The following is an 18,646-nucleotide window of genomic DNA, read 5'->3' as shown; positions in this document are numbered from 1 at the left end:
GCCGGGCGGGGTACGGGCAGCGGGTCGTCGGCGTAGCTCTCGCGGATCGCCTGCTGGGCGGCGGGGGGCAGCGTGTGGAGCATCTGCAGCACCCGCTCGCGGCGCCTGCCGACGGCCTTGCGCTCCGCCACGCCCGGGCTCGGCTGCAGCTGTGGCTTCAGCGGCGGCAGGCCTGCGAGCTCCCCCGCCTCCTCCATCTCCCTGGCGGCCTGGGCGGTGTCCTTCTCCTCCGACATGCCGATCGGCCCCTGCCTGCGCCCGTTCAGGAACTGGGAGACCACCGGCTCCTCGGACGTCAGCAGCACCTCGCGGGGCCCGAACATCGCCAGGTGCTTGCGGTAGAGCAGCCCGATGTTGTCCGGCACCGTCTGTGCGGTGTTGATGTCGTGGGTGACGATCAGGAACGTCGAGTCCGTCTGGGCGTTGAGGTCGATGATCAGCTGGTTCAGGTAGGCGGTGCGCACCGGGTCGAGCCCGGAGTCCGGCTCGTCGAACAGGATGATCTCCGGGTCCAGCACGAGCGCCCGCGCCAGCCCGGCCCGCTTGCGCATGCCGCCGGAGATCTCGCCGGGCAGCTTCCGCTCGTCTCCGGTGAGGCCGACCATCTCCATCTTCTCCGCGACGATGTCGCGGATCTGCGCCTCGGACTTCTTGGTGTGCTCGCGGAGCGGGAACGCGATGTTGTCGTAGAGGTTCATCGAGCCGAACAGCGCGCCGTCCTGGAACAGCACCCCGAACAGCTTGCGCAGCTCGTAGAGCCGCGACTCGGAGCAGCGCACGAGGTCGGTGTCGTGGATGACGATCGAGCCCCGCTCGGGCTTCAGCAGACCGATGAGGGTCTTGAGGAACACCGACTTGCCTGTGCCGGACGGGCCGAGGAGCACCGACACCTCACCGGGCGGCAGCGTCAGGGTCACGTCGGACCAGATGTTGGCGCGGCCGAAGGACTTCGACAGCCCTTCCACCTTGACCTCGACGCCGGTCATCGGTGCCTCCTGACCCTTCTCATCGGAGCGGGCCGACCCGGCGGAACGGGCCGGTCGGCTGCCCACGATGGGTCAACGAGACCTCGTGACGTCGGTTACTCGCTGGTCATATCCTGTGAACGGGTTGCTCCGTACGGACGTATCAGGCCAACCATCCGCCGCAATTCGGGCACGGTACGCCATGGTCACCGGCAGGAGCCACCCGGCCGGACGGTCCCGAACGGGTGGCGGCGGACCCGGTCAGACGGCCGCGAGGGGATGGTTCGCGAGATCCTCGGCGTGGAACCGTTCCTCGAGCTGTTCGGGCGCGACGTCGACGTCGATGGCCCGCACGTCCGCCCCCCGCGCCGACTCGATGGCGCCGAGCCTGCGTCCGAGCTTGTCCATCGCGTACTCGGCCAGCTCGTTCAGGTCCACCGCGAACGGCGGCTCCTCGCCCTCGAACTCCTCGAAGGTGTGGGTGACCACTCCCATCGCGGGCACGAGCAGCTCTTGCATCCGCTCGTCCACCGCGTCCCACAGGCTGTCGTCGGCGGCGACGTGCCTGCGGCAGGTGAACGTGCCCCAGGCCATGTGCCGCCGCTCGTCGTCGCCGATGAGCTTGATGACCTGCTGCATGCCGGGCAGGATCCCGCGGCTGGAGCACACCTTCGCCCACGCGAAGTAGCCGGTGAGCGCGAGCGTGCCCTCGACGATGTGGTTGTAGGTGACCGAGGCCCGGATCTGGTTCCGCGGCGACGGGTCGGCCGCGAGCGCGTGCAGGCTCTCCGGGAGCTGCCGCGCGAAGATCTCCATGTAGTGGGGGTTCGAGTCGACGTGGGAGTGCAGGTCGTCGGTGATCCCGACGGCGTCGAACCACCGGCGGAACGCCTCGGTGTGCTTGGCCTCCTCGAACACGAACTGGGTCAGGTACATCTCGTCGGCGAGGCGGCCCTCGGCCGCCATCGCCGCCACGAAGGGCTGCAGGTCCACGGTGACCGCCTCCTCGCCCGCCAGGAACTGCGCGGCGAGCGTGCAGGTCCACCAGCGCTCGTGTTCGGTCATGTCGGCGACGTCGCGCGCGTCCTGGCTGAAGTCGATGTCGGCCGGGTTCCAGTGCCGCGCGTTGCCCTTCGTGAACAGCCGCATCGGCAACGAGTCGAGGTTCAGCCCGCCACGCTGCAGCGTGGCGAACGCGGTACGCCTGCCGTGCCCCGTCGATCGACCGTCGGTCACCGTCAGCTCCTCTGCTGTGGTCCCTGCCTGGATCAGTACCGGATGACGCCGCGGATGTTGCGACCCTCGCGCATGTCCTGGTAGCCCGTGTTGATCTCGTCGAGCGCGTAGGTCCTGGTCACCAGCTCCTCCAGCTTCAGCTGGCCGAGCCGGTGCAGCTCCAGCAGGCGGGGCACGTCGTGCTGCGCGTTGGAGCTCCCGTACAGCGCGCCGCGGATCTGCTTCTCGTAGAGGGTGAGCTCCAGCAGCGAGAGCGACGCCGTGTCCTCGTCGGGGTGGCCGAGCGCCGTGACGACCACCCGGCCGCGCTTGCCGACGAGCTGCAGCGCGGGCTGCAGGTAGCTGCCCTCGGCCACGCCCGTGGTGAGGATGGCGGCGTCCGCGAGCCGGCCCCGCGTCAGCTCGGAGACCGTCGCCCAGGCCTCGTCCATGTCGGCGGCCACGTGGGTGGCCCCCAGCTCCAGTGCCTTCTCGCGCTTGAACGCCACGGGGTCGACGGCCACCACGTACCGGCAGCCCGCCAGCTTCGCGCCCTGCACGGCGTTGGCCCCGATCCCGCCGATGCCGATGACGACCGCCGTGTCACCGACCCGGAGGTCGGCCGTCCGGACCGCCGAGCCGACCCCCGTGGTGACCCCGCAGCCGACGAGCGCGGCGAGCTCCAGCGGGATGCCCTCGTCGATCTTCACGACGGACTTGACCGGCACCACGGTGTGCCGCGCGAACGTGCCCAGCAGGCACATCTGCCCGAGGTCCTCGCCGCTCCCACTGTGGAAGCGATAGGTGCCGTCGAGCTGCGGGCCGAGCATCGCACCCGCACCGTCGTTGCACAGGGAGGTGAAACCCTGCGCGCAGTAGCTGCACCGGCCGCAGGAGGGGAGGAAGGTCATCACGACGGGGTCGCCGACCGCCACCTCCGTGACGCCGGTACCGGCCTCGAGCACCCGCCCGGAGCCCTCGTGCCCCCCGACCATCGGCAACGCCGCGGGCAGGTCGCCCGTGACGAGGTGCTCATCGGAGTGGCACAGCCCGCTCGCGACCAGCTCCACCAGCACCTCGCCCGGGCCTGGTGGGTCGAGCTCGACCTCCTCGACCTCCCACTTGCCGCCCAGCTCCCGGAGTACCGCCGCCGTGGTCTTCATGGGGGCAGCATGGCGTGGATCACTGCACGCCGCACCGGGCCACGGGTTCCTGCCGTGGCCCCTGGGTGCCAGCGTGCTCCCGGCGTCGCGCCGGTCAGGTCGCGGGGAGAGGGAGCTCCAGATGGGCCACCAGGCCCCCACCGTCCCGGGGCAGCAGGCGCACCTCGCCGTCCATCGCCGCCACCAGTGCCTCGACGATCCACAGCCCGATCCCCGCCGTGCCCCGGCGGTCGCCGAGCGCGACCCCCTTCGCCGTCACCACACCCTCCTGGCCGGGCGGGAGACCGGGCCCGCGGTCGCGCACCTCGGCCACCAGCCGCCCGTCGGCGTGCCACAGCTCCAGCTCGACAACGGCGTCCCCGCTGTGCCGCGCGGCGTTCTCCACCAGGTTGGTGAGCACCCGGCGCAGCCGTTGCGGGTCGCAGCGGACCACCGTGTCCGGCGGGGTCACCCGGGCCGACCGCCGCGCCGGCTCCACCCCGGCCGCGTCGAGGACGGCCTCGGCGAGCTCGACGAGCCGCACCGGCCGCTCCCGGACCCGGCCGAGCGGGGAACCTTCCCGCACCGCGACGTCGGCGAGCCCGTCGAGCATGTCGCGCAGGTGCACGGCGTGCTCGGCCAGCAGCCGGGTAGCCGTGCGCCGCGCGTCCCCGGAGAGCCGGTCGGCGGCCAGGTCCGCGGTCAGTGCGGTGAGGGACGCGACGGGTGTGCGGAACTCGTGGAGCACGACCCGGACCCCGTCCATCCGGGCCTCCTGGGCGGCGAGCAGCCGGGCCCGCAGGTCACGCTCCTCCAGGAAGGCCTCGTGCTCGGCGAGCGCCATGGCCCGGGACACCGCGGCCGCGTCGAGCTGGCTCTCCAGCATCCGCAGCAGCACCCCCACCAGCACCGCGGCCGCAACCAGGTAGCCTGTCCACCACGCACCGGCGAGCCACCGCTCGACGGGTGGCACAGCCGCGTCCGACCCCAGGACGGCGGCGACCGTGAACCCCGCGCCCACCCCGAGCGCGGCGAGCCTGCCGATCACCGCCCCGCCGCGCACGGCCGCGGCGATCACCACCAGCGGCAGGATCGCGACCATGATGCTGGCCGCCCCACCCGTCAGCCCGCAGGCGGCCAGCGCGAGCACGGCGTCGATCGACGTCGACAGCCACGGCGGGAGCAGCCGCCGCCCGCGCCATTCGCCCACCGCGAGCACGACGGCGTAGCCGAGCGTCGCCAGCACGAGCCAGCCGAGCACCGCTCCTCGCCCGCGTGCCAGCTCGGGGCCGAGCACCAGCGCGAGCCCCACCGAGCAGACGACGAACAGGCGGATGAGGACGGCGGTGCGCTCCTCGAGGGACGACAGGGCGCGGACGGCGCCGTCCATGTGCACGGCGCCAGCATCTCCCACCGGCGGCGCCACCCGGGCCGCCCCGCCGAGCGGCGGTCGGCCCGGCGGCGTCAGGCGATCGAGCGCAGCGCCGCGAGGATGTCGGCGGGGTCGGCCCGGTACATGTAGTCCGGGTTGACGTACGCGAACCGGATGATCGAGTCGCGGTCGACCACGAAGGTGGCCGGGACCGGCAGGGTGTGCTGGTCGATGCCGTTGAACCTCGGCAGCGGGTGCCCCAGCAGCTCGTAGGACTCCTGCAGGTACTCCGGGAGGCGGAACTCCAGCCCGTAGGACCGCGTCACCTCCCCGCCGACGTCGCTGAGCACCTCGAAGTCGAGACCGTGCCTCTCCACCATGGTCAGCGAGTTGTCCGGGGTCTGCAGGGAGATCGCGACGAGCGCGGCCCCGAGCTCCCTCATCTGCGGCAGCGTCTGCTGCAGCGCGCGCAGTTCGAGGTTGCAGAAAGGGCACCAGGCCCCCCGGTAGAACGAGACGACGACCGGTCCGTCGGCGAGCAGCCGGTCGAGCGAGACCTCGGCGCCCGTGGCGTTCGGCAGGCGGAACGAGGGCGCGGCCTCCCCCACGGCGGGCACCTGGTCGGCGAGCGCCGACGCCACCAGCTCGGCGGTGGCCCGGTCCATCCTGGTCACGACGTCCTCGGGAACGACGGAGTCCCGCAGGGTGCGGAACCGCTCCAGCTCGGTGGGCAGGTCGAACGATCCGACCGGGAACTCGACGTCGTGCCCACCGTCGCTCATGTCGTTCCCCTCCAGCACTCCGCGGACGAGGACCCCCTGCACAGCGCAGGCGTGCCGTCCTCTCCCCTTCCGAGCATACGATTTCTCGATCACCCTGATTGATGGCGCGCAACGACCCGGTGGACGGTTCTGCCCGCCGCACTACAGTGCGGTCCCGTGCGCGACGGCCGGTACGTCGTGGTCATCGTCGACGACCACGCCCTCTTCTCGCAGGGGTTGGCACTGCTCCTGGAGTCGCGCGCGGGCGACAGGTTCGTCGTGGCCGGATCGACGACGGCTGGCGAGGAGGCCGTCGCCCTCGTCGGCCGGGAAGCCGCCGACATCGCGATCGTCGATCTCGCGCTGCCCCCGCTCGGAGGCGTGGCGACGATCCGCAGGCTGACCGCGGCATATCCCGCAACCAGGGTGCTCGCGCTCTCGGGCACCGAGGACCTGGGGCTGGCCACGGCCGCGCTGCGGGCCGGCGCGACCGGCTTCCTCGGCAAGTCGGCCGATCCGGAGGTGCTCGTCGCCCCGCTGCTCACGGTGGCCGCCGGGGTGCGCGTGGTTCCGGCCGACCTGCTCGACGCCCTTCTCGAGGCGGGCGACCGCACCGGGGACGGCATCCTCGAGCGCCTGGACGGGCGGGACCTGCAGCTGTGGGCACTGCTCGCCCGCGGCCTGGAGACCAGCGAGATCGCCAAGCCGATGCTGGTGAGCGAGCGCACCGCCAAACGGATGATCGCCGCCCTGCTGCACAAGCTGGGCGTGGCCAACCGGATCGAGGCGGCGGCGCTCGCGGGTCGCTACGGGCTGCTGGACAACGACGGCCGGGCCCGCTGAGGTCGCCGCGCGTTGGCCCGCGGGGGCCGCGGGTGGCCCGGTCGCAGGGTCGCGCTGCGCGTCCCCGTCCATGAGACTGCGGCTGATCGACGACGAGCGAGAGGACCTGCACCGTGGCGGCGTTCCGGAACGAGGCCGAGGTCTACGAGTTCCTCGGGGGGATCTTCCGCCGAGGGATGGAGGACCCGGAGCTGGTGGAGAAACTGCGCCCGTCGGGGGTGGTCCTGCGGATCACCTACACGGATCCGGACGCGGTGATCACCGTCGACATGCCGAACTCCGAGATCCACGAAGGCGCGGGCACGGGGCCCACACCGAACATCGAGCTGTTCATGACGGCCGACACCGGAAACCGGTTCTGGCTCGGCAAGGTGATCCTCCCGGTGGCGCTGGCGAAGGGCGACGTCCGGGCCAAGGGGCCGGTCGCGAAGCTGCTGAAGGTGCTGCCGATGGCCAAGGGCATGTTCGGCCCGTACCGCGCCCAGCTGCAGGAGGCCGGCCGCGCCGACCTCCTGGATGCGTGAGCCGTCGCCGCCGTTGGCTACCCCCGCGCCCGGTGGGACGGGAACGCCTGACGGGCGGCGTGCGCGATCGAGGTGAGGTCGTCGCGCACCCGATGCCGGGGCTGCGGCGCCGGTAGGTCGCCCGGCGCGGGCCACCTGCTGTCCACGCCGTAGCGCGGGGCCGCAACGGCGATCACGGTGAGAACGGTGAGCAGTAGCCACGGGGTCATCTCCATACGCCCAGCCTGCGTAGGATTGGCCTGCTTGCACATGGCCAATTCTGCGAAGGTGGCATGGGTGGACCCGGACGACGTCGGACGCCGCATCGGAGCGCGCAGCTTTGCCCGGCTGCTGGGCGACTGGCGACCGCCCGACGGCCGACGGCTCGCCGGGGCGCTGACCGACCGGATCCGGCTCCTCGTGCTCGACGGGCGGCTGCCGCTCCACACTCGGGTGCCCGCAGAGCGGGAGCTGGCCACGGCCCTCGCGGTCAGCCGCACCACCGTGGCCACCTCCTACGACGCGCTGCGCGACGCCGGCGTGCTGCGCAGCAGGCGCGGCGCCGGCAGCTGGACCCGGCTCCCCGCCGACGTCCCCGGCACCGAGACGCTGTCCCCGTTCTCGCCGCAGAGCGACCGGTCGTTGTTCGACCTCGCGCACGCCGCCCTCCCCGCGCCGTCGGAGCACCTGCGCACCGCGGCCGCCGCGGCCGTGCACGATCTCGACGCGTACCTCGGCGGCCACGGTTACGACCTCGTCGGCCTGCCCGCACTGCGCTCCGCCATCGCCGAGCGGTTCACCACGCGCGGCCTGCCCACGAGCCCCGACCAGATACTGGTCACCGCCGGCGGCCAGCACGCGATCTCACTCGCGATCACCGCGCTGGCCGCGCCGGGTGACCGCGTGCTCGTGGAGCACCCCACCTACCCGAACGCCCTCGATGCGGTCTCGACGCGCGGGGCTCGCGCCGTGCCCGTCCCGATGGGTCCGCACCCGGACGGCACCGGCACCTGGGACCTCGACCTGCTCACCTCCGTGGTGCGCGACGTCGCGCCCCGCCTGGCCTACATCGTCCCGGACTTCCAGAACCCCACCGGCGCGCTGCTCGACCCCTCTGGTCGCGAGCGGCTCGTCGACCTCGCCCGGCGCACCGGCACCCCACTGCTCATCGACGAGACGCTGGCCGAGCTGACACTCGACGGCCCCTCCGTCGCACCCGTGGCGTCCTTCGGCGCCGCCGACTCGCCGCTCGTGCTCACGATCGGGTCCGCGAGCAAGGTGTTCTGGGGCGGGCTGCGGGTGGGCTGGATCCGCGCGTCGGCGCCGATGGTGCGCAGGCTCGCCGCGCTGCGGGCCTCGGTCGACCTCGGCGGCCCGATCCTCGAACAGCTCGTCGTCGCGCGGCTGCTGGCCGACGTCGAGGCCATTGCCGGAGCACGGCGCCCCGCGCTCGCCGCCGGGCGTGACCACCTGCTCGAGAAGCTCACCGGGGCCTTCCCCCGATGGCGGCCGTCGCATCCCCGTGGCGGCCTCTGCCTCTGGGTCGAGCTCGACGAGGCGGCCTCCAGCCGGCTGACGGTGGCGGCCCGCCGGTCCGACGTGCTGCTCGCGGCCGGCCCGCGGTTCGGCCTCGACGGCGCGTTCGAACGGCACCTCCGGCTGCCCTACACGCTGCGGCGGGACCGGATGGACACCGCGCTGGACCTGCTCGCCTCGGCATGGCGTGGCCTCGACCATGCCGCGCCCGCCGTGGACGCCGAGCCGATCGCGGTGGCATGACGACCACGACCGAACAGTCAACTCTGACCGCTACAGTGGACGGGCCGTACCGAACGGGAGGTGCCGGATGACGCACGGCGACGAGGCGGGCCCCGGGGCACGCACGGGGCCGCTCGCCGGGCTCAAGGTCGTGGAACTGGCCGGGATCGGCCCCGGCCCGCACGCCGCGATGATCCTCGCCGACCTGGGCGCCGACGTCGTGCGCATCGACCGACCGTCCGGCGGCCTGCAACTGGGCTCCCCCGACACCCCGGACCCGACGCTGCGCGGCCGCCGCCTCGTGGCCGCCGACCTGAAGGACGACGCCGGACGCGAGACGGTGCTGCGGCTCGTCGAACGCGCCGACGTGCTGGTGGAGGGCTACCGGCCGGGCGTCACCGAGCGGCTCGGAGTCGGCCCCGCCGACTGCCACGCCCGCAACCCGAGACTCGTCTACGCGCGGATGACCGGGTGGGGGCAGGACGGCCCGCTGGCCCGCCACGCCGGCCACGACATCAACTACATCTCGCTGACCGGCGCGCTGCACGCCATCGGCCGCCCCGGAGAGCGGCCCGTGCCACCTCTCAACCTGGTGGGCGACTTCGGCGGTGGCTCGATGCTGCTGGTCATCGGCGTGCTCGCAGCGCTCTGGGAGGCCGAGCGCTCGGGCCGGGGGCAGGTCGTCGACGCCGCGATGGTGGACGGGGCGTCGCTGCTGAGCCAGATGGTCTGGGGATTCCTCGCGCAGAAGACGTGGCTCGACGAGCCCGGCGTCAACCTGCTCGACGGAGGAGCCCCCTTCTACGACACGTACACCTGCTCCGACGGCAGGCACGTCGCCGTGGGCGCCATCGAGCCCCAGTTCTACACGGCGCTGCTGGCCGGTCTCGGGCTCACCGACGCCGGGCTGCCGCCTCAGTTCGACCGGGAGCGGTGGCCGGAGACGGCGGAGCGGTTCGCCGGGATCTTCGCGACGCGCACCCGCGACGAGTGGGCGGCGGCGTTCGCCGGCACCGACGCGTGCGTCACCCCCGTGCTCGCCTTCGGCGAGGTGGCCGAGCACCCCCACATCGCCGCGCGCCGCACGATCGTCGAGAACGACGGGGTGGCCCAGGCCGCCCCGGCCCCCCGCTTCTCCCGCACACCCCCCGGCCTCCGAGGCGCGGCCGGGTCCCCGGAGACGGCGGACGAGATCCTGGCGGACTGGGCGTAGGGCCCTCCGGCCAGGTTCAGGAAAGCCACTTTCCTGCCCGCACAGGGCCTGAAAGTGGCTTTCCTGAACTTCGGCGCTGGGCCCAGACGACAGCACCCCGCCGCCCTGGGGGCGGCGGGGTGCGTCGGGTGCGTGCGCTCAGGCGGACGGGGTCTCGTCCACCAGCAGGTTGCGCGTGCGGTTCGGGTCCACCGGGATGCCGGGACCGGTGGTCGTGGAGACCGTGACCTTCTTGATGTAGCGGCCCTTGGCGGCCGAGGGCTTGGCCCGCAGGATCTCGTCGAGCGCGGCGCCGTAGTTCTCGACCAGCTTCTCGGTGTCGAACGAGGCCTTGCCGATGACGAGGTGCAGGTTGGCCTGCTTGTCGACCCGGAAGTTGATCTTGCCGCCCTTGATGTCCTGGATCGCCTTGGTGACGTCCGGGGTGACCGTGCCGGTCTTCGGGTTCGGCATCAGGCCACGCGGGCCCAGGATGCGGGCGATCCGGCCGACCTTGGCCATCTGGTCGGGCGTGGCGATCGCCGCGTCGAAGTCCAGCCAGCCGCCCTGGATGCGCTCGATCAGGTCCTCGGCGCCCACCGCGTCGGCACCGGCGGCCTCGGCCTCGGCGGCCTTGTCGCCGGTGGCGAACACGATGACGCGCGCCGTCTTGCCGGTGCCGTGAGGCAGGTTCACGGTGCCGCGGACCATCTGGTCGGCCTTGCGGGGGTCGACGCCGAGACGCATCGCGACCTCGACGGTGGCGTCCATCTTCGTGCTGCCCGTCTGCTTCGCCAGGCCGGCGGCCTCGAGCGGGGTGTAGAGCCGCTCGGCGTCGATCTGCTCGGCCGCCTTGCGGTAGATCTTGCTGCGCTGTGCCATTGCTCTGTCCTCGTTCTGCGGTCAACCGGACCGCGAGTCAGGTCGTGGTACGAGCCGCGCCCGGCTCTCCCACACGTGCGGGGGGTGGAACGTCCCGGAAGGGAACGCCTCAGCCCTGGACGGTGATTCCCATCGACCGCGCGGTGCCGGCGATGATCTTCGCCGCCTGGTCGATGTCGGAGGCGTTCAGATCCTGCATCTTGGTCTGCGCGATCTGCCGCACCTGGTCCATCGTGACCGTGGCGACCTTCTTGATGTGCGGCTCGCCGCTGCCCTTCTCCACACCGGCGGCCTTGAGCAGCAGCCGAGCGGCGGGCGGGGTCTTGAGCTCGAAGGTGAACGAGCGGTCCTCGAACACCGAGATCTCGACCGGGACGATGTCGCCGCGCTGGGACTCCGTGGCGGCGTTGTAGGCCTTGCAGAACTCCATGATGTTGACGCCGTGCTGACCCAGCGCGGGGCCGACCGGCGGCGCCGGCGTGGCCGCTCCGGCCTTGATCTGGAGCTTGATGATCGCGGAGAGCTTCCGCTTCTTGGGGGGCATCTCGTTTCCCTGTTGTCGATTGTGTGCGCGCCGCGGACCTGCCGACCGCGGCGGAGGTCAGATCTTCGAGACCTGGCTGAAGGCCAGCTCGACCGGGGTCTCGCGCCCGAAGATGGAGACGAGGACCTTGAGCTTCTGGGCGTCGACGTTGACCTCGTTGATCGTGGCCGGCAGCGTGGCGAACGGGCCGTCCATGACCGTGACGGACTCGCCGACCTCGAAGTCGACCTCCACCGCGGACTTGCCCGCTCCGCTGGAGACGTCGGACTTGCCACCGGCGGACGCGGCCTGCTTCGGCTCGGTCTTCGGCAGCAGGAACTTGATGACGTCGTCGTGGGTCAGCGGGGACGGCCGCGAGGTGGCACCGACGAAGCCCGTGACACCCGGCGTGTTGCGCACGGCGCCCCACGACTGGTCGTTGAGCTCCATGCGCACCAGGATGTAGCCGGGCAGCACCTTGCGCTGCACCTGCTTGCGCTGCCCGTTCTTGATCTCGGTGACCTCTTCGGTGGGCACCTCGACCTGGAAGATGTAGTCCTCGACGTCGAGGGTCTGCACCCGCGTCTCGAGGTTGGTCTTCACCTTGTTCTCGTAGCCGGCGTAGGAGTGCACGACGTACCAGTCACCGGGGGCGCGCCGCAGGGCGGCCCGCATCTCCTCGACCGGGTCGGCGTCCGGGTCCGGCTCCGCCTCGGCCACGACCTCGGGGGTGCCGGAGTCGTCGTCGCTCACGGTGGAGTCCGTGTCGTCGTCCGCGTCGTCGTCGTCCGCGTCGTCGTCCGCGGCATCGGCGGCGTCGGTGGTGGTGGTGGCGTCGTCGTCGGCCGTGGAGGGCACCTCGGCGTCGTTCACGTCGTCGTCATCGTCGGCGGTGTCGACATCGGTTGCGGTGTCGACCTGGTCGGCCTCGGGCTCGACGTCGGTCGGCCAGTGGCCGCCGTCATGGGAGGTCACTTCTGCTCCTCGCTAGCGCTCGACGCCGAACGGACCGGCGCTGATGCGTTGAATGGTGACCTCGCAAGCTCGGTCACGTGCGTCTCGCTTCCTTCGTCGCTGTCGTGCGTGTGCCGGCTGCGTGTCACGTGCCGAACAGGAGCATGACGCCCTGTGCGAACACCAGGTCCAGCACCCAGACAAGCGCGACCATGAACGACACGAAGACCAGCACGACGATCGTGTAGGTGACCAGCTGCTTGCGGGACGGCCAGATGACCTTCCGCAGCTCCGCGACCACCTCGCGCAGGAACCGGACGAGCTTCTTCGGCAGCGAGACCTTGTCCGGGCGACCGTCGCGCACCGCGGTAGCGCGGCCCTTGTCACCCGTGGGCGCCGGACCGGAACGCCGACCCCGACGGTCGGCGGCGGTGCTCGGGCGCTCCTGCCCGCTCCCGCTCGCCTCGCGCTCCTCAGCCACGCCCGTATCCTCCAGCTCGCCGGCGGCCCGTTCCGGGCCTGCCGCCATCAGTTCTCGTCGCTGTCCCGTCCCGTACCCGATCCAGCATTCCTACAGTGGCAGGGGTGACAGGACTTGAACCTGCAACCTGCGGTTTTGGAGACCGCTGCTCTGCCAGTTGAGCTACACCCCTTGACCAGCTCCGCAGTGGACCTCGGGGACCCACGTGCGGAGGGGTGCATCGCATGACGACGCACCCAGCAGAACGAGTGTACGGCACCCCCTCGGCGAGGCTGAAACCGCACACCCCGGGCCACCCTGGCGACCGCGGAAGGCGTGCGGGAGTATCGGGGTCATGGCCACTACGACCACCGCCCCAGCCCGGATCTCCGCGCGGATCGGAGGCATCGCCGAGTCCGCCACCCTGGCGGTCGACGCGAAGGCCAAGGCCCTCAAGGCGGCCGGGCGCCCGGTCATCGGCTTCGGCGCGGGTGAGCCGGACTTCCCCACCCCACCCGCCGTCGTCGCCGCGGCACAGGCGGCGTGCACGGACCCGCGCAACCACCGCTACACGCCCGCCTCCGGCCTGCCGGAGCTGCGTGAGGCGATCGCCGCGAAGACCGCGCGTGACTCCGGGCTCGAGATCGCCGCCTCGCAGGTGCTCGTCACCAACGGCGGCAAGCAGGCCGTCTACCAGGCCTTCGCCACGCTCCTCGATCCCGGCGACGAGGTGCTGCTCCCCGCGCCGTACTGGACCACCTACCCCGAGGCCATCACGCTCGCCGGCGGGGTGCCGGTCACCGTGGTCTGCGGGCCGGAGGCCGACTTCCTGCCCTCGGTCGACCAGCTCGAGGCCGCGCGCACCGCGCGCACCAAGGTGCTGCTGTGGTGCTCGCCGTCAAACCCGACCGGCGCCGTCGCCTCCCGCGAGCTCACCGAGGCCGTCGGCCGCTGGGCCGTCGAGCACGGCATCTGGGTCGTCACCGACGAGATCTACGAGCACCTCGTCTACGACGGCGCGGAGGCGGTCTCCATGCCGGTGGCCGTGCCCGAGCTGGCCGACACGTGCGTGGTGCTCAACGGGGTCGCCAAGACCTACGCGATGACGGGCTGGCGGGTCGGCTGGCTGGCCGGGCCGGCCGATGTCGTCAAGGCGGCCACCAACCTGCAGTCGCACCTGTCGTCCAACGTCTGCAACGTGGCCCAGCGGGCCGCGCTGGAGGCCGTCTCCGGTCCGCTGGACGCCGTCGTCGAGATGCGGACGGCCTTCGACCGGCGCAGGCGCGCGATCGTGGACCTGCTGCGGGCGATCCCCGGCGTGGAGTGCCCGACGCCGCGTGGCGCCTTCTACGCGTACGCCTCGGTGCAGGAGCTGCTGGGCAAGGAGCTGCGCGGCTCGCGCCCGCAGACCAGCGTGGAGCTCGCCGCGGCCGTGCTGGAGCACGCCGAGGTCGCGGTCGTCCCGGGTGAGGCCTTCGGCACCCCGGGCTTCTTCCGCCTGTCCTACGCCCTCGGCGACGACGACCTGCGCACCGGCGTGGAGCGGATGGGCGCGCTGCTCGCCGAGGCGAAGTAGCCGCCCCTGCACGGGCCGCGCGCCCGGTCAGGCGACCGCGCGGCCCGGCTCCGGGAAGTCCGGCAGTTCGTCGAGGTCCTGCGGCCGGTCGCCGACGCCGGCCCCGGTGTCGTGCCACCACCGGTGCCAGCATCCGGGGCACTGCACGAACACCTTCCGGCCCTCGGAGGCGAGCAGGAAGCGCCAGTGCGTCTCACAGGTGCGCCCTGCCTCGCAGGTCGGGCAGCCGAGCTGGTCGGCGCACTGCGGACAGCCCGTCCAGGCACGGCGACAGAAGTCGGCCTGGGCGTCACGCACCGGGTGTCCCGGCGCCCGCCTCGCCACCATCGGCGCCGGCCTCGAGCACGCCGGCGTCGACGAGCATCCGGTAGGTCGCCCGCTGCTCGGCGTCGAGACCGCTGTAGAGCATGCGGTGGGCCTGTGTCTCCGCGTCCAGCACGGCCAGCACGTCGAGGTCCGGCATCGCGTCGAGCACCGCGGCGAGCCTGCGCTGCTCGTGCGCGCCGAGATCGAACGAGTGGGAAGCGAGGCCGGGAGGCGCGAGCGGCAGGCGGCGGATGCGCTCCGGCCCGCCGTCGTTCGTCGGGTGCATCGCACCACGACTACCCGGGGCCGGGGCCGCGCCCCAGGTTTCGGGAGCTACCTCACGGCTGTGCGGTAGCTCACTCCTTGGGGAGCCGCACCTCGGCGACGGCGCGGCTGAGCACCGTCTTCCCGTCGAACCGGGCGGTGACGGCGATGCGCGCGACGCGGCTGCCGTCGTCGGTTTCGGTGAGCTCGGAGACCTTGCCGGAGAACTCGACCAGCGCGCCCTCGTCGTCGTCGGGCACCACGACGGGGCGGGTGAAGCGCACCCCGTAGCTGCACACCGCTCCGGGATCGCCCACCCACTCGGTGACGACCCGGCCGGCCAGCGCCATCGTCAACATCCCGTGGGCGATGACCCCGGGCAGCCCGACGCCGGTGGCGACGCGGTCGCTCCAGTGGATCGGGTTGAAGTCGCCGGACGCGCCGGCGTAGCGCACCAGGTCGGCACGGGTGACCCGCACCGAGACCGGCGGCAGCTCGTCGCCGACGGCGACACCGCTCAGATCGGTCATGCCGGATCCGCCTGGGTGACGAGCAGGGCATGGGTGGTGGCCACCGGTGCACCCTCGGCGTCGGCGACCTCGCACCGCAGCCTCAGCATGTGGCTGCCGCCGCGGGTGGTGAGGTCATCGACGTGGATGGTGGTGACCAGGTCGTCGCCCCCGTGGATCGGGCGGTGCAGCGCGATCGACTGGTCGCCGTGCACCATGCGTGAGTAGTCCCAGCCGAAGGCCGGGTCGCGCAGGAACGCCTCGATCGCCGGCATCGTGAACGTGACGGGGAAGGTGGGTGGCGCCACGAGGTCGGGATACCCCGCCGCCTGGGCGGCGGCCACGTCGTGGCACACAGAAGCGCCCTCGCCGATGGCGAGGGCGAACTCCCTGATCTTCTCCCGGCCGACCCGGTACGGAGCCCCTGGAGGCAACGACCGGCCGACGAACGAGACGTCCGGCACGCTCAGCGCGTCTCGCGGTGCTCGCGGTGGACGCCGCAGTTCGGGCAGAACTTCTTGATGGCGAGCCGGTCGGGGTCGTTGCGCCGGTTCTTCTTGGTGATGTAGTTCCGGTGCTTGCACTGCTCGCACGCCAGCGTGATCTTCGGCCGTACGTCGGTGGCCTTGGCCATCGCGGGTGCCTCCTGCGTTCCTCTTGTCGGTCTGTAGCGGTGGCCGGACTTGAACCGGCGACACAGCGATTATGAGCCGCTTGCTCTACCGACTGAGCTACACCGCTTCGCGAAGCTGGTCACACCAGCCCGCCGAGCCCCTTTACGGAATCGAACCGTAGACCTTCTCCTTACCATGGAGACGCTCTGCCGACTGAGCTAAAGGGGCGGCTTGCCGCACGGTTGGTCACTCCCGAACGGCCGCGGACAATGCTACACACCGCCTCCACGGCCCCGGAAACGGGCTCCCGTCACCAGCTGGACTTGCGCACCCCGGGCAGGTGACCCTCGTTCGCGAGCCCGCGCAGGCGCACCCGTGACACTCCGAACTTGCGCAGGAAGCCGCGTGGCCGCCCGTCCACGGCGTCCCGGTTGCGCACCCGGGTGGCGCTCGCGTCGCGTGGCTGCCGGGAGAGCTCGCGCCGCGCCGCCTCCCGTTCGGCCTCCGGTGTGGTCGGCCGCACGATCACCGCCTTGAGCTCCGCCCGCCGCTCGGCGTGGCGCGCGACGACGGCCTTGCGGTGCTCGTTGCGCGCGATCTTGCCCTTCGTCGCCATCAGACCTTCTCCCCCCGGGCCCTGATCCTGGCCACCGCGGCCTCGACGCCGATCCGGTCGATCGTCCTGATCGCGTCGGTCGAGAGCTTCAGCCGCACGAACCGGTTCTCGGCGGTGAACCAGTACCGCTTGGTCTGGATGTTCGGGTCCCACCGGCGCGCGGTGCGGCGGTGGGAGTGGGAGACGTTGTTGCCGAAGCCGGGCTCGCGCCCCGTCATCTGACAGCGCCGGGACACCGCCCTCACCCGCGCCCGGCGTTCGGGTACGGCAGCAGCGCCATCTCCCGGGCGTTGCGGATCGCGACCGCGACCTGCCGCTGCTGTTGCGGGGTCAGGCCCGTCACCCGGCGGGCCCGGATCTTCCCGCGGTCGGAGATGAACGTGCGCAGCAGTGCCGTGTCCTTCCAGTCGACCTCGGTGACCCGCCGCGCGTGCAGCGGGTTCACCTTGCGCTTGAACGCGCGCTGCGGCTTGCCCGCCACCTCAGCGCTCCTCGCGGAACTCGACGTGACGCCGGACGGCCGGGTCGTACTTGCGCAGCACCATCCGGTCGGGGTCGTTGCGCCGGTTCTTGCGGGTGACGTAGGTCGTCCCGCTGCCGGCCGTGGAGCGCAGCTTCACGATCGGCCTCAGCTCGTTGCGAGCCATGTCCACCCCTCCTCGTTAACGACATTCATTTTCATCTAGGGTAACGCTAGCGCACCGCGGAACATGCCCGTCAACCGGAGGAGGAAGCCGTGACCCGAACCGAGCTCCTGGTGCTCACCGGGCTGCACACGCCCGGGGTCGAGGCCGTGATCGCCCGCATCCGCTCGCTCGAACCCACCGTCGCCGTGCTCCACCACGACCTGCGCGACATCGGGTCGGGCCTCGTGCGCCGGCGGCTGCGGGTCGGCCGCACGGACGAGACCACCACGGTCGAGCTCGTCCACGGCTGCCTGTCCTGCACGCTGCGCGAGGACCTGCTGCCCCAGCTGCTCGCGCTCGCGCACACGCCCCGCCGGGTCGTGCTGCACCTCGACCCGGCGCTCGAACCCGAGCGGGTCTGCTGGTCACTGGCCAACGTGCTGGTCGACGGGACGACGATCACCGACGCGATGGACCTGCGGGGCGTGGTGACGTGTCTGGACCCCGGCACCTGGCTCGACGACGCGACGAGCGCCGACACCCTGGCCGAGCGCGGCGTCACCGAGCTGCCCGACGACGAGCGGACCGTGGCGCAGGTGGCGGTCGGGCAGGTCGAGTTCGCCGACCTGCTGGTGCACACGGGCACCGCCGACGCATGGGGGCTCGCCCGTACCGAGGCGGTGCTGGCCAGGCTGGCCCCGGCGGCCCCCCGGATACGGCTGGCCGAGCTCGACGAACGGGTACTGCTCGCCGACCCGGCTCTGCCGACCCGGCGCGGCCGCCCCGACGACGTCCACGCGGCGCTGTTGCGGGGGCACCCGCCGCTCGGCTCCGACTGCGGGGTGCGGCTGCTGCTGTTCGGCGCGCGCAGGCCGTTCCACCCGCAGCGGCTGAACGCCGCGATGGACGCGCTGCTCGACGGCGTCGTCCGCACGCGGGGACGGATCTGGCTCGCCACGAGACCGGAGGCCGTCCTGTGGCTGGAGTCGGCCGGTGGCGGCCTCCAGCTCGGGCTCGCCGGCGAGTGGCTGGCCGCGTCGGATGCCACGGCGTGGGAGGAGGCCCCCGCCGAGCGCCGGGCGCTGGCCTCGCTGGGCTGGGATCCGCGGTTCGGCGACCGCGCCCAGGACCTCGTGGTCATCGCGCACGACGCCGACCCCGACGAGATCGAGGCGGCACTGCGCGGGGCTCTCCTCACCGACGCCGAGCTCGCCGGCGGCGAGGACGCCTGGAGAACGCTGCCGGACCCGTTCGGGTGGGAGGACACCGACGCCGACGGAGCGGGCGCCGTGACCGGCGCTGCTGCTCCCCCGGCGGACCTGGTCGCGCGGGCCACCCACGGCAGGCACACCACCGGAGACGAGGAGTCCTGATGGCCGTCCCGAAGCGCCGCACCTCGCGGTCGAACACCCGCAGCCGCCGTGCTCAGTGGAAGGCGACGCCGCCCGACCTGGTGCCGATCACGATCGACGGACGCCCCTACCTGGTGCCGCGCCGGCTGGTGCGCGCCTACCAGCGCGGCCTGCTGCGCCCGGAGTAAGGGGCCGGGGCGGCCTTACCCGTGG

At 72.3% G+C, this 18,646-nt stretch carries 26 protein-coding genes and 3 tRNA genes; 7 read left to right on the top strand and 22 right to left on the bottom strand.

Going from position 1 to position 18,646, the window contains the following annotated elements:
- The 5 genes from HF577_RS04095 to HF577_RS04075 form a co-directional block, all read right to left on the bottom strand.
- Positions 1–986, bottom strand: a 986-nt coding sequence (locus HF577_RS04095; protein WP_169394356.1) for an ABC transporter ATP-binding protein, incomplete at its 3' end; no start/stop codon positions are given.
- Positions 987–1,226: 240 nt separating this feature from the next.
- Positions 1,227–2,201: a R2-like ligand-binding oxidase gene (locus tag HF577_RS04090; protein WP_169394355.1), complete on the bottom strand. Its 975-nt coding sequence runs from the start codon at positions 2,199–2,201 to the stop codon at positions 1,227–1,229.
- Between the two features lie 32 nt (positions 2,202–2,233).
- Positions 2,234–3,343 carry an NDMA-dependent alcohol dehydrogenase gene (locus tag HF577_RS04085; RefSeq protein ID WP_169394354.1) on the bottom strand — a complete coding sequence of 370 codons (1,110 nt, stop codon included), beginning with the start codon at positions 3,341–3,343 and terminating at the stop codon, positions 2,234–2,236.
- 94 nt (positions 3,344–3,437) lie between these two features.
- A complete protein-coding gene (locus HF577_RS04080; RefSeq protein ID WP_312858934.1) occupies positions 3,438–4,736 on the bottom strand; it encodes a HAMP domain-containing sensor histidine kinase in 1,299 nt (432 codons plus the stop codon).
- A 50-nt stretch (positions 4,737–4,786) separates the two neighbouring features.
- On the bottom strand, positions 4,787–5,476 hold the full coding sequence (locus HF577_RS04075; protein ID WP_169394353.1) for a peroxiredoxin-like family protein: 690 nt from the start codon (positions 5,474–5,476) through the stop codon (positions 4,787–4,789).
- A gap of 156 nt (positions 5,477–5,632) precedes the next feature.
- On the opposite strand from HF577_RS04075, the gene HF577_RS04070 reads away from it, so the two are divergent.
- Both HF577_RS04070 and HF577_RS04065 read left to right on the top strand, forming a co-directional pair.
- Complete coding sequence (locus HF577_RS04070; protein WP_169394352.1) at positions 5,633–6,298, top strand: response regulator transcription factor; 666 nt, start codon at positions 5,633–5,635, stop codon at positions 6,296–6,298.
- 113 nt (positions 6,299–6,411) lie between these two features.
- Positions 6,412–6,822 (top strand): sterol carrier protein, encoded by a 411-nt coding sequence (locus HF577_RS04065; RefSeq protein ID WP_169394351.1) that lies wholly within the window; start codon positions 6,412–6,414, stop codon positions 6,820–6,822.
- Between the two features lie 17 nt (positions 6,823–6,839).
- On the opposite strand, the gene HF577_RS04060 is transcribed toward HF577_RS04065, so the two are convergent.
- Positions 6,840–7,037, bottom strand: coding sequence for a hypothetical protein (locus HF577_RS04060; protein WP_169394350.1), 198 nt, complete (start codon positions 7,035–7,037; stop codon positions 6,840–6,842).
- A gap of 61 nt (positions 7,038–7,098) precedes the next feature.
- On the opposite strand from HF577_RS04060, the gene yczR reads away from it, so the two are divergent.
- Positions 7,099–8,580 carry a MocR-like transcription factor YczR gene (gene yczR, locus HF577_RS04055; RefSeq protein ID WP_312858933.1) on the top strand — a complete coding sequence of 494 codons (1,482 nt, stop codon included), beginning with the start codon at positions 7,099–7,101 and terminating at the stop codon, positions 8,578–8,580.
- Between the two features lie 67 nt (positions 8,581–8,647).
- Positions 8,648–9,772, top strand: coding sequence for a CaiB/BaiF CoA transferase family protein (locus tag HF577_RS04050; RefSeq protein WP_169394348.1), 1,125 nt, complete (start codon positions 8,648–8,650; stop codon positions 9,770–9,772).
- A 138-nt stretch (positions 9,773–9,910) separates the two neighbouring features.
- Here the strand turns inward: HF577_RS04050 and rplA are convergent, their stop codons facing one another.
- The 5 genes from rplA to HF577_RS04025 all read right to left on the bottom strand — a co-directional run bounded on the left by rplA (position 9,911) and on the right by HF577_RS04025 (position 12,763).
- Positions 9,911–10,633 carry a 50S ribosomal protein L1 gene (rplA, locus tag HF577_RS04045; RefSeq protein WP_169394347.1) on the bottom strand — a complete coding sequence of 241 codons (723 nt, stop codon included), beginning with the start codon at positions 10,631–10,633 and terminating at the stop codon, positions 9,911–9,913.
- Between the two features lie 109 nt (positions 10,634–10,742).
- Positions 10,743–11,177 carry a 50S ribosomal protein L11 gene (gene rplK / locus HF577_RS04040; protein WP_169394346.1) on the bottom strand — a complete coding sequence of 145 codons (435 nt, stop codon included), beginning with the start codon at positions 11,175–11,177 and terminating at the stop codon, positions 10,743–10,745.
- Positions 11,178–11,234: 57 nt separating this feature from the next.
- Complete coding sequence (gene nusG / locus HF577_RS04035) at positions 11,235–12,131, bottom strand: transcription termination/antitermination protein NusG (RefSeq protein WP_169394345.1); 897 nt, start codon at positions 12,129–12,131, stop codon at positions 11,235–11,237.
- A gap of 124 nt (positions 12,132–12,255) precedes the next feature.
- Positions 12,256–12,591 carry a preprotein translocase subunit SecE gene (secE, locus tag HF577_RS04030; RefSeq protein WP_407692182.1) on the bottom strand — a complete coding sequence of 112 codons (336 nt, stop codon included), beginning with the start codon at positions 12,589–12,591 and terminating at the stop codon, positions 12,256–12,258.
- A 96-nt stretch (positions 12,592–12,687) separates the two neighbouring features.
- Positions 12,688–12,763: transfer RNA gene (locus HF577_RS04025), tRNA-Trp, on the bottom strand.
- Between the two features lie 162 nt (positions 12,764–12,925).
- Here HF577_RS04025 and HF577_RS04020 point away from each other — a divergent pair.
- On the top strand, positions 12,926–14,146 hold the full coding sequence (locus HF577_RS04020; protein WP_169394343.1) for a pyridoxal phosphate-dependent aminotransferase: 1,221 nt from the start codon (positions 12,926–12,928) through the stop codon (positions 14,144–14,146).
- A 27-nt stretch (positions 14,147–14,173) separates the two neighbouring features.
- Here HF577_RS04020 and HF577_RS04015 read toward each other — a convergent pair whose 3' ends face one another.
- The 11 genes from HF577_RS04015 to rpmG (HF577_RS03965) all read right to left on the bottom strand — a co-directional run bounded on the left by HF577_RS04015 (position 14,174) and on the right by rpmG (HF577_RS03965) (position 17,102).
- Positions 14,174–14,443, bottom strand: coding sequence for a hypothetical protein (locus HF577_RS04015; RefSeq protein ID WP_211173754.1), 270 nt, complete (start codon positions 14,441–14,443; stop codon positions 14,174–14,176).
- Entirely contained in the window at positions 14,436–14,738 is a 303-nt protein-coding gene (locus HF577_RS04010) for a DUF6400 family protein (RefSeq protein WP_211173753.1), read from the bottom strand. The genes HF577_RS04015 and HF577_RS04010 overlap by 8 nt, the downstream gene beginning before the upstream one ends.
- A gap of 70 nt (positions 14,739–14,808) precedes the next feature.
- Positions 14,809–15,246: a MaoC/PaaZ C-terminal domain-containing protein gene (locus HF577_RS04005; protein ID WP_169394341.1), complete on the bottom strand. Its 438-nt coding sequence runs from the start codon at positions 15,244–15,246 to the stop codon at positions 14,809–14,811.
- A complete protein-coding gene (locus tag HF577_RS04000) occupies positions 15,243–15,689 on the bottom strand; it encodes an FAS1-like dehydratase domain-containing protein (protein WP_312858932.1) in 447 nt (148 codons plus the stop codon). Before HF577_RS04000 ends, HF577_RS04005 begins: the two co-directional genes overlap by 4 nt.
- 2 nt (positions 15,690–15,691) lie before the next feature.
- Complete coding sequence (gene rpmG / locus HF577_RS03995; RefSeq protein ID WP_169394340.1) at positions 15,692–15,859, bottom strand: 50S ribosomal protein L33; 168 nt, start codon at positions 15,857–15,859, stop codon at positions 15,692–15,694.
- Positions 15,860–15,893: 34 nt separating this feature from the next.
- Positions 15,894–15,966 (bottom strand) — tRNA-Met (locus HF577_RS03990).
- A 28-nt stretch (positions 15,967–15,994) separates the two neighbouring features.
- Positions 15,995–16,067, bottom strand: a tRNA-Thr gene (locus HF577_RS03985).
- Between the two features lie 82 nt (positions 16,068–16,149).
- The gene (gene rpsN / locus HF577_RS03980; RefSeq protein ID WP_169394339.1) at positions 16,150–16,455 is read right to left on the bottom strand and encodes a 30S ribosomal protein S14; all 306 of its coding nucleotides are present in this window, start codon (positions 16,453–16,455) and stop codon (positions 16,150–16,152) included.
- The gene (rpmB, locus tag HF577_RS03975) at positions 16,455–16,691 is read right to left on the bottom strand and encodes a 50S ribosomal protein L28 (RefSeq protein WP_169394338.1); all 237 of its coding nucleotides are present in this window, start codon (positions 16,689–16,691) and stop codon (positions 16,455–16,457) included. The genes rpsN and rpmB overlap by 1 nt, the downstream gene beginning before the upstream one ends.
- Positions 16,692–16,696: 5 nt before the next feature.
- Positions 16,697–16,936, bottom strand: a complete 240-nt coding sequence (rpsR, locus tag HF577_RS03970; RefSeq protein ID WP_169394337.1) for a 30S ribosomal protein S18 — start codon at positions 16,934–16,936, stop codon at positions 16,697–16,699.
- A 1-nt stretch (position 16,937) separates the two neighbouring features.
- Positions 16,938–17,102, bottom strand: a complete 165-nt coding sequence (rpmG, locus tag HF577_RS03965) for a 50S ribosomal protein L33 (protein WP_169394336.1) — start codon at positions 17,100–17,102, stop codon at positions 16,938–16,940.
- 89 nt (positions 17,103–17,191) lie between these two features.
- Between rpmG (HF577_RS03965) and mrf the strand changes: the two genes are divergently transcribed.
- Positions 17,192–18,454, top strand: coding sequence for a ribosome hibernation factor-recruiting GTPase MRF (gene mrf, locus HF577_RS03960; RefSeq protein ID WP_169394335.1), 1,263 nt, complete (start codon positions 17,192–17,194; stop codon positions 18,452–18,454).
- Positions 18,454–18,621, top strand: a complete 168-nt coding sequence (gene rpmF, locus HF577_RS03955) for a 50S ribosomal protein L32 (protein ID WP_169394334.1) — start codon at positions 18,454–18,456, stop codon at positions 18,619–18,621. Before mrf ends, rpmF begins: the two co-directional genes overlap by 1 nt.
- Positions 18,622–18,646: the final 25 nt, after the last annotated feature.

Source organism: Pseudonocardia xinjiangensis, from assembly GCF_012911925.1.
Classification (GTDB): Bacteria; Actinomycetota; Actinomycetes; order Mycobacteriales; family Pseudonocardiaceae; genus Pseudonocardia; species Pseudonocardia xinjiangensis.
Note: the sequence above shows the minus strand (reverse complement) of the source record. Positions and strands in the feature narration are given on the sequence as shown.

Bases quoted from the DNA above. Each gene is read 5' to 3' on its own strand.
- HF577_RS04005 (WP_169394341.1), bottom strand. From the start codon at position 15,246: ATGACCGATCTGAGCGGTGTCGCCGTCGGCGACGAGCTGCCGCCGGTC.
- HF577_RS04010 (WP_211173753.1), bottom strand. From the start codon at position 14,738: ATGCACCCGACGAACGACGGCGGGCCGGAGCGCATCCGCCGCCTGCCG.
- HF577_RS04020 (WP_169394343.1), top strand. From the start codon at position 12,926: ATGGCCACTACGACCACCGCCCCAGCCCGGATCTCCGCGCGGATCGGA.
- HF577_RS04050 (WP_169394348.1), top strand. From the start codon at position 8,648: ATGACGCACGGCGACGAGGCGGGCCCCGGGGCACGCACGGGGCCGCTC.
- rpmG (WP_169394336.1), bottom strand. From the start codon at position 17,102: ATGGCTCGCAACGAGCTGAGGCCGATCGTGAAGCTGCGCTCCACGGCC.
- HF577_RS04075 (WP_169394353.1), bottom strand. From the start codon at position 5,476: ATGAGCGACGGTGGGCACGACGTCGAGTTCCCGGTCGGATCGTTCGAC.
- rplK (WP_169394346.1), bottom strand. From the start codon at position 11,177: ATGCCCCCCAAGAAGCGGAAGCTCTCCGCGATCATCAAGCTCCAGATC.
- HF577_RS04060 (WP_169394350.1), bottom strand. From the start codon at position 7,037: ATGGAGATGACCCCGTGGCTACTGCTCACCGTTCTCACCGTGATCGCC.
- rplA (WP_169394347.1), bottom strand. From the start codon at position 10,633: ATGGCACAGCGCAGCAAGATCTACCGCAAGGCGGCCGAGCAGATCGAC.
- HF577_RS04085 (WP_169394354.1), bottom strand. From the start codon at position 3,343: ATGAAGACCACGGCGGCGGTACTCCGGGAGCTGGGCGGCAAGTGGGAG.
- rpmF (WP_169394334.1), top strand. From the start codon at position 18,454: ATGGCCGTCCCGAAGCGCCGCACCTCGCGGTCGAACACCCGCAGCCGC.
- rpmG (WP_169394340.1), bottom strand. From the start codon at position 15,859: ATGGCCAAGGCCACCGACGTACGGCCGAAGATCACGCTGGCGTGCGAG.
- rpsN (WP_169394339.1), bottom strand. From the start codon at position 16,455: ATGGCGACGAAGGGCAAGATCGCGCGCAACGAGCACCGCAAGGCCGTC.